8 protein-coding genes and 1 pseudogene are annotated in these 7,414 nt (G+C 62.0%); 6 read left to right on the top strand and 3 right to left on the bottom strand.

Going from position 1 to position 7,414, the window contains the following annotated elements; genetic code table 11:
• Both Q8Q53_RS05520 and Q8Q53_RS05515 read right to left on the bottom strand, forming a co-directional pair.
• Window positions 1–218, bottom strand: a pseudogene (locus Q8Q53_RS05520) (hypothetical protein); the annotation flags it as partial.
• 224 nt (window positions 219–442) lie between these two features.
• The gene (locus tag Q8Q53_RS05515; RefSeq protein WP_305700746.1) at window positions 443–1,051 is read right to left on the bottom strand and encodes an HNH endonuclease; all 609 of its coding nucleotides are present in this window, start codon (window positions 1,049–1,051) and stop codon (window positions 443–445) included.
• Between the two features lie 120 nt (window positions 1,052–1,171).
• Here Q8Q53_RS05515 and gluQRS point away from each other — a divergent pair, with 120 nt between their 5' ends.
• The 5 genes from gluQRS (at window position 1,172) to Q8Q53_RS05490 (ending at window position 5,191) form a co-directional block, all read left to right on the top strand.
• On the top strand, window positions 1,172–2,017 hold the full coding sequence (gene gluQRS / locus Q8Q53_RS05510) for a tRNA glutamyl-Q(34) synthetase GluQRS (protein WP_305700745.1): 846 nt from the start codon (window positions 1,172–1,174) through the stop codon (window positions 2,015–2,017).
• On the top strand, window positions 2,014–2,244 hold the full coding sequence (locus tag Q8Q53_RS05505) for an HIG1 domain-containing protein (RefSeq protein ID WP_305700744.1): 231 nt from the start codon (window positions 2,014–2,016) through the stop codon (window positions 2,242–2,244). Before gluQRS ends, Q8Q53_RS05505 begins: the two co-directional genes overlap by 4 nt.
• Before the next feature lie 4 nt (window positions 2,245–2,248).
• Window positions 2,249–2,818 carry a cob(I)yrinic acid a,c-diamide adenosyltransferase gene (locus Q8Q53_RS05500; RefSeq protein WP_305700743.1) on the top strand — a complete coding sequence of 190 codons (570 nt, stop codon included), beginning with the start codon at window positions 2,249–2,251 and terminating at the stop codon, window positions 2,816–2,818.
• An 80-nt stretch (window positions 2,819–2,898) separates the two neighbouring features.
• Window positions 2,899–3,768, top strand: coding sequence for a 3-hydroxyacyl-CoA dehydrogenase NAD-binding domain-containing protein (locus Q8Q53_RS05495; RefSeq protein WP_305700742.1), 870 nt, complete (start codon window positions 2,899–2,901; stop codon window positions 3,766–3,768).
• 160 nt (window positions 3,769–3,928) lie between these two features.
• Complete coding sequence (locus tag Q8Q53_RS05490) at window positions 3,929–5,191, top strand: hypothetical protein (protein WP_305700741.1); 1,263 nt, start codon at window positions 3,929–3,931, stop codon at window positions 5,189–5,191.
• Between the two features lie 35 nt (window positions 5,192–5,226).
• Here the strand turns inward: Q8Q53_RS05490 and Q8Q53_RS05485 are convergent, their stop codons facing one another.
• The gene (locus Q8Q53_RS05485) at window positions 5,227–6,468 is read right to left on the bottom strand and encodes a glycosyltransferase family 4 protein (RefSeq protein ID WP_305700740.1); all 1,242 of its coding nucleotides are present in this window, start codon (window positions 6,466–6,468) and stop codon (window positions 5,227–5,229) included.
• A 308-nt stretch (window positions 6,469–6,776) separates the two neighbouring features.
• Between Q8Q53_RS05485 and Q8Q53_RS05480 the strand changes: the two genes are divergently transcribed.
• Complete coding sequence (locus Q8Q53_RS05480) at window positions 6,777–7,409, top strand: hypothetical protein (protein WP_305700739.1); 633 nt, start codon at window positions 6,777–6,779, stop codon at window positions 7,407–7,409.
• Window positions 7,410–7,414 lie beyond the last annotated feature (5 nt).

Below are 7,414 nucleotides of genomic sequence, written 5' to 3'. Positions count from 1 at the left end.
TTCCCGGCGAACCATAGCGCTTCCGACATTGGTTCATCGGAATGCCACGTCGTCATGACGAACTTTTCATCCGGTATGTGGCCGTAATTAAAGGTTTCAAGGACCGCCCAATCAACCGCGTCGTGCCACTTTTCGCACTCGACCCCCCAGGCGATTGCATACAGGCAACCGCCTTCTACCAACCATTGGGCGATGCTGTTGCGCCAGTCGTCGGTCACCGTGGTCTCGGAGACAATGACTGCCCGAAGCGGCCCTATGGGTAGATGTGGTGGAGTCTCGTTTGGAGGCAGATGCACGTATTCCGGTCCCATGCGCTCAGCTTAGAAGAACGGTTCCAATCGGCAATCCCTTGTCCGCGAACCACCCCCAACCTGTCGCCCACACCCACCCGCAAAACCGCCGATTACCGCCGCCCCCTCACGCCAGCACCGCCCCCCGCCGTCTACGCCTCCAGCTCAATGTCCCAGTACAGCCAGTCCCGCCAGGTTTCGTGCAGATAACCCGGCGGAAAGGCCCGCCCGCGTTCCTGCAGGTGCCAGCAGGTCGGGCGGATCGGGGCGACCAGCAGGGGCATTCCGGCCTGCTTGGGAGTGCGCCCGCCTTTCTTCAGGTTGCACGGCGAGCAGGCCGCGACGATGTTTTCCCAGCTGGATTGTCCGCCCAGGCGGCGCGGGACGACGTGATCGAAGGTCAGGTTGTCCGGACTGCCGCAATACTGGCAGCTGAACCGGTCGCGCAGGAACACGTTGAAGCGGGTGAAGGCCGGAAATTCGGACGGCTTTACATATTGCCGCAGCGCGATGACCGACGGGATCGGCATCGTCCAGGTCGGCGAATGGACTTCCCGGCCATAACTCGCGACGATATCGACCCGCTCCAGAAACACCGCCTTGATCGCGGTCTGCCAGGGCCACAGGCTGAGCGGGTAATAGGACAGCGGCGTGTAATCGGCGTTGAGCACCAGCGCAGGACAATCGGACAAATGCCGCGAGGGGTCCCCCTCTGCGCTGCGGAACCGGGCCGCGCGCTCAATCAGCTCCGCCTTGAGCATGGCCTCCGGTAGCAATCGGGCATTACGGTTCGGCGACAATCCATGGGCCGCACTGAACATCGCAGGCCTTGCCGCGTCAAGACTTGCGCCGGGGCGCAATCCACAGGACAGATGGCCGCGATGATCCGCACCCGCTTTGCCCCCAGCCCCAACGGCCTGCTCCACCTCGGCCATGCCTATGCCGCCGTGGTCGCGCACGATCTGGCGCGGGCGCGGGGCGGGGAGTTTCTGCTGCGGATCGAGGATATTGATGGCACCCGCAGCCGCGCAGAACTGATCCCGGAAATCGTCGCCGACCTGGCATGGCTGGGGCTGCGCTGGGACGGGGCGGTGGTCCACCAGTCCAGCCGCCTGCCCAGCTATCAGGCGGCAGCGCAGCGGCTGAAAGCGCAAGGCCTGCTCTACCCCTGCCGCTGCACCCGCGCCGATGTGCTGGCCGCCTCCCCCGGTTCAGGACCGGACGGCCCGATCTATCCCGGCACCTGCCGGGGCCGGGCGGTCGATCCGGCTGGAGCGGCATGGCGACTCGACATGGCCAAGGCGGCGGCGCTGGCCGGGCCGCTGGAATGGACGGACGAGTTGGCAGGGGTCCAGCGCGCCCGGCCAGAGGCATTCGGCGACGTGGTGCTGCTGCGCAAGGAGGCTCCGGCCAGCTATCATCTGGCCGCAACGCTGGATGATGCGGCCGATGGCGTCACGCTGGTGACGCGCGGCGCAGACCTGTTTGCGTCCACCCACGTTCACCGCCTGCTTCAGGCCCTGCTGGGCCTGTCAGTGCCGGTCTGGCACCATCACGGCCTGCTGGTCGAAAGCGATGGGCGCAAGCTCGCCAAGCGGCGCGGATCGCCTTCCCTGGCCGATTTGCGCCGGTCCGGAGCGGATGGACCGGCACTGGCAGAGGCGCTCCGTACCGCCCTTTTCCCGGCTGGCCTTTCGCTGGTTTCAGGCGTAATCATCAGCCCATGAACGCTTTCCTCATCCTCGTGCTCGTCGGCCTGATGGCCATGGTCGTGATCAGTCTGGTGCGAGGGATCGTGGCTTTCATGAAAAGCACCAGCGATGACCTGCACAACCCGGAAAGCACCGGTCCGAGCGAGATGCAGCTGAAGCAGAACAAGTACATGTTCGCCCGCATCATGTATCAGGGGCTGGCCGTGCTGTTGGTTGCGCTGATTTTGTCGGTCAGCAAGTAAGCCCTTGGTAAAACTGAACAAGATCTACACCCGCACGGGTGACGATGGCACGACCGGTCTGGTCGACGGATCACGCTGCCCCAAGCACGCAGCGCGGATGGAAGCGATCGGCGCGGTCGATGAAGCCAACAGCGCGATCGGGATGGCGGTGGTCGCACTGGCTGGTTCAGACCACGCCGCTGCGTTGACCCGAATCCAGAACGATCTGTTCGACCTTGGTGCCGATCTGGCCACCCCCGGCGCTGACTTTGCGCCGTCCGAAATGGTCTTGCGCGTGGTTCAGGGGCAGGTCGACTGGCTGGAAACGGCGATCGACGCGCTCAACGCGGGCATTCCGCCGCTGACCAGCTTCATCCTCCCCGGCGGCAGCGAATCCGCCGCCCGCACTCACATCGCCCGCGCCACCGTGCGCCGGGCAGAGCGCGCGATGACCGCGCTGGCCGCCGTGGAACCGGTCAATCCGGCGGCGCTGGCCTATATCAACCGCCTGTCCGATCACCTGTTCGTGCTGGCCCGGGCAATCAATGCGGCTGGCGACGGCGATGTCCTGTGGGTGCCGGGACAGAACCGCTAGCCCCCTCGCCAAAACCTCTGGTCAGCCCCCGATTTCCCGGCTAGTCAGCGCCCCTTGCTGCAAGTGCGAAGGAGTGGGACATGCGGACAATAGCGGTTATCGGCGCAGGGCAGATGGGTTCGGGCATTGCCCAGACGATTGCCCAGTTCGGCACCAAAGTCCTGCTGGCGGACGTTGATCTGGCCGTTGCGGAAAAGGCGAAAGCCGGGATCGACACCGCGCTGGGCCGTCTGGTCGGACGCGGCAAGATCACCCCGGATGAAGCCACCGTCGCCATTGCCCGCATCACCCCGATCGGCGATTACGCGCCGATGATCGACGCCGATCTGATCATCGAAGCCGCGACCGAGCGCGAGGAAATCAAGCGCAAGATCTTTGAAGCCGCGGGCAAGGTGCTGCGTGAAGATGCCATCATGGCGTCCAACACCAGTTCGATCCCGATCACCCGGATGGCGACCAGCTCGCCCGATCCCAAGCGCTTTATCGGGCTGCATTTCTTCAATCCGGTGCCGATCATGGGCCTGATCGAAGTGATCCCCGGCCTTGCCACCAGCCCCGAAACCATCGCCCGCACCCGCGCGTTTGCTGAAAGCCTGAACAAGCAGGTTGTGCAGGCAGAAGATGAACCCGGGTTCGTCGTCAACCGCATCCTGCTGCCGATGATCAACGAAGCCGTGTTCGTGCTGGGCCAGGGCACGGCCAGCATTGCCGATATCGACAAGGGCTGCCGCCTGGGTCTGAACCATCCGATGGGACCGCTCGAACTGGCCGATTTCGTGGGGCTCGACACCTGCCTCGACATCGTCAAAGTCCTCTACAATACAACGGGCGACAGCAAGTATCGCCCGGCGCCGTTGTTGATGAAATATGTCGAAGCGGGCTGGCTTGGTCGCAAGACCGGACGGGGTTTCTACGATTATTCGGGCGACGCGCCGGTCCCGACCCGCTAAACCACCAGTGAGGGGCGGGACTGTGAATTGGTCGGCACCACCCATTTCAGTTTGTGGAGCGCCCATTTAGATGCAACGTCGACGGGTCGTCCTTGGAATTGCATCTATCGGATACGCAAAGGTCGTTGGCGCGCTGTCCCAACTGGCGATGGTTCCCGCAATGGCATCGGCCTGGGGTCTGGAACTTTACGGCCACTGGCTGATGCTTGCAACGATTCCGGTTTTCCTTGGATCGAGCGATTTCGGCTTTGGCGTCGCCGCCGGCAACCGCATTATCGGCGAAGTCGCGACTGGTTCCCATCCCGAAGCACTGCGCACTTTCCAAAGCGCGCTGGCGCTGATTGCTTCGGCATCTGCCGTCATGATGTTGGCCGTTGTGGCGGCACTGTTATTGCTGCCAACAGGCCTGCTCGCAGCAACCGGCGGGATGTCCTCGGATGCCGCCGCCGAGGTCCTGCTGGTGCTGAGTCTGTATGGCCTTGTTGCCATGCAGGGTAGCCTGTTCATGGCTGTCATCAGGGCCGAAGGTGGCTATGCTACCACCGGAGTCTACGATGCAACGCTGCAACTGGTTGAGGCGGCGGCAGTGATTGCCGTCGTATCACTCGGCAATCGCCCGATTGATGCAGCCTTGACCTATCTGATGTGCCGGAGTGCAGGCTTTGGCGGCCTGATTGTGCTTACCAAGTATCGCGCCAGGTGGCTCAGGCTGGGGTTTGGCCTCGCCTCGATGGACCGCATCCGGGTGCTATTGCGGCCCGCCATCGCAGCAATGATGTTGCCGCTTGGGTTTGCCGGATTCCTGCAGGGAACCGCGCTGGCCGTAGGGGCCGCTGGTGGGGCCGCGGCTGTTCCGATCTACACGAGTTTGCGCACCCTGTCGCGGATCGGGCTGCAGGCAATCATGGCAGTGAATCTGCCGATCATGCCGGAATTCACCGCCGAATTCGCCAAGGGCAATGACCGCTGGATCACCCGCGTGGCTGGCGGGATGGCGACGTTTGCGGCGATCGCCGGCATCGCGTGGGGACTGGCGCTTGCCCTGCTTGGCCCATTCGCGCTCGCGATCTGGACCCGTGGGACAATCGAGCCGCCACAGGCGATGTATTGGCTGACCGGTGCCGCAATCGCGATGGGTGCCGTGTGGAATCCGCTATCGAATTTTCTGCTGGCGGTGAACCGGCACGAAAGCTTCACTTACGCCTTTGCAATCGCCACCGTCGCGGTGATCGGCGCGACGATTCCGGCGGTTCATCTGGCCGGAGTCACCGGTGCAGCGGCGGTTGCGTTGCTGCTCGATCTGTTCATGTTGATCTTTGTTGTCTTCAGCCTGCGGCGGCTGATCGGCCCGTTCCGGCTCGGCTGGGAGCCGCTGCTGGCCTGTTTGCCAAGCCGTTTCAGACCCGCCCGGTTCAAGGAATGACCACTGCCAGAGCGGGACTGAACGGCACTGACCGCTTACAACCCCATCCCTGACAACACCGCCGCAATACCATCACGATACTTGTCGAACGTGTAATTGGCAGCCTCCGCTTGCGCTGACTGCCGCCAGCCGTCCAACCGGTCGCGGTCATCGATGGCAGCCATCATTGCTGCGTAGACGCTCTCGGTATCAAGCTGGTCGAGCAGGATACCGGTCTGGTCGGTTACGGCCAATGCACAACGGTCGGACTGGATCAGGCCGCAACCGGCTGCCAGTGCTTCGTAGAGCACGATCCCTGCGCCTTCGAAATAGCTGGGCAGCAGCAGGACGTCGTGGGCCGCCATGATGGAGGGCACATCGGCGCGCGCGACGGTCGGGATGTAGTTCACCCGGTCTGCATACGGCGCGAAGGCTTCCCGTGGCAGCTTGAGGTCGCCCACGATGGTGAGTTCAGCGGCCGATTGCGGGATCCGGCTGATCGCCTCAAGCACGTGATGGATACCCTTGCGCGGTATCACCAGGCCCAGGAACAGGAACTTCACCGGCTTGTCACGGCGCACCGGCTGCGGCACCGGCATATTCCTGAACAGATTCTCATCGTAGCAATAGTTCAGGACTTGCAGCTTCTTGTGCGTGCTTTCATCAGCCGCGCTGCTTTCAATGGTCCGTTTTGCAAACTCGCTTCCGACCAATATCTTGTCAGCAGCCCGATACTCTTTCCAATCGCTTTCGATAGTGGATTGCGGAACTTCGCGCTCAATTGGCAGGAACCAATTGCCGTACTGTTCCTGCACGTCCAGCATCATTTTGTTATAGACGCTGAAATCACCATTGGTTCGATCAAGTATGCACTTTCGCCCAAGACTGGACGCCAGCTCAAACGAGCTGAGCGAACTGCCATTATAGCCCCACAGCGCAAATTCCCGTTCCGATCTGATTTCGTCGGCAATCTGATCGACAAATCGCTTGTTGCCGAATGCATCGATTTTCCGGGCGAACTTTCGAAAGCCCGCGCGACTGGCGAGACGCTCAAACCACTCGATCAAACCAACCGTCTTTACCAGGTCAGGATTTAACCCGGCGTGCTGGAAACGACGAAACTCTTTATGGAGCCTGACTGATATTGCTGATGGCAAAACTTTTTCGAGGTTATAGGGAAAGTTATCGGGCTTGTAAAAAATAGAGGTCGCGTACCACTCCAGCTTTTCAAGCTGCTGTAACGCATAAGCAGTCTGCCAACTATGCTGGGTGCCGGGATGAAACACTGCCACTTGCATCTTAATTTACCCTGCCAAGACCGGTGAGTTCGCCGTATTCCCCACAACCGGCGCGGCGTCAACATTCCCCCCGGCGACATCACATTTGCTGTTCATTCCACCATCCGGCACCATTCCAACGGCTTATGCAAGGCGGCTGAACAATCAGTTTTCGAACGCTTATTTTACACGGCCTGCGTTACTGGTATGTGTCGAAAAGTCGGGACCGGCACTGGCGATGGCAACGGCATGCTGCCATCGGATACTTCCCCGTTGGGTCGCTTCCGGCAGCAGACCTGTGGTAAGTTAACCCGATGGTAGGTGGATCAATGGACGATGCAGACAACACCGGCGCAGCGGACACCAGCGTAGCGGATCCTGGCGAGATCGCCCGGGCGCGGCGGCGGCGGCAAAAGCGGCGCAAGCGCGGCATCGAAGGCTGGCTGCGCGGCCGACAAGCCGGGCAATTGCTGGCTGCGGCCATGGCTCTGGTCGGCGCATCCTATGTGGTCGCCAATGCCCTCGACGCCTGGTTCGCATCGACCCGTTACGGCAAAGTGACGCTTGGCATGTCTGCGGCCCAGGTGCAGGCCGCCCTGGGCAAACCGCAGACAGCCATGGGCAGCGGCACCTGGCAATACCGCAATGGCCGCAAGTCCATGACCGCAGGCTTTTCCGCCGATGGCACACTTGACCGGATCACCTGCGCAGAGCAGCCGGACAGCCTTGAGCTGTGCCCCAAGACGATGGGAATCCGCGTGGGGACTGTGGAACGCGAACTAATCCTGAAACTTGGCGCGCCGGATCGCATCCAACGGGCGGGTGATCAACGTATTCTACAGTATTCGGGACTGGGCCTGACGTTCCGGTTCCGCGGACCCGAAGTCGGGCAAATCGAACTCACCCGGTCGGACAACACGATCGCGTTTGTTCGCCAGATCGGCTGGCTGCTGATTCCCTGAGACGG

Source organism: Novosphingobium sp., assembly GCF_030699305.1.
GTDB lineage: Bacteria > Pseudomonadota > Alphaproteobacteria > Sphingomonadales > Sphingomonadaceae > Novosphingobium.
The sequence above is the reverse complement of the archived record's forward strand: the minus strand, read 5'-3'. Positions and strand labels throughout refer to the sequence as shown.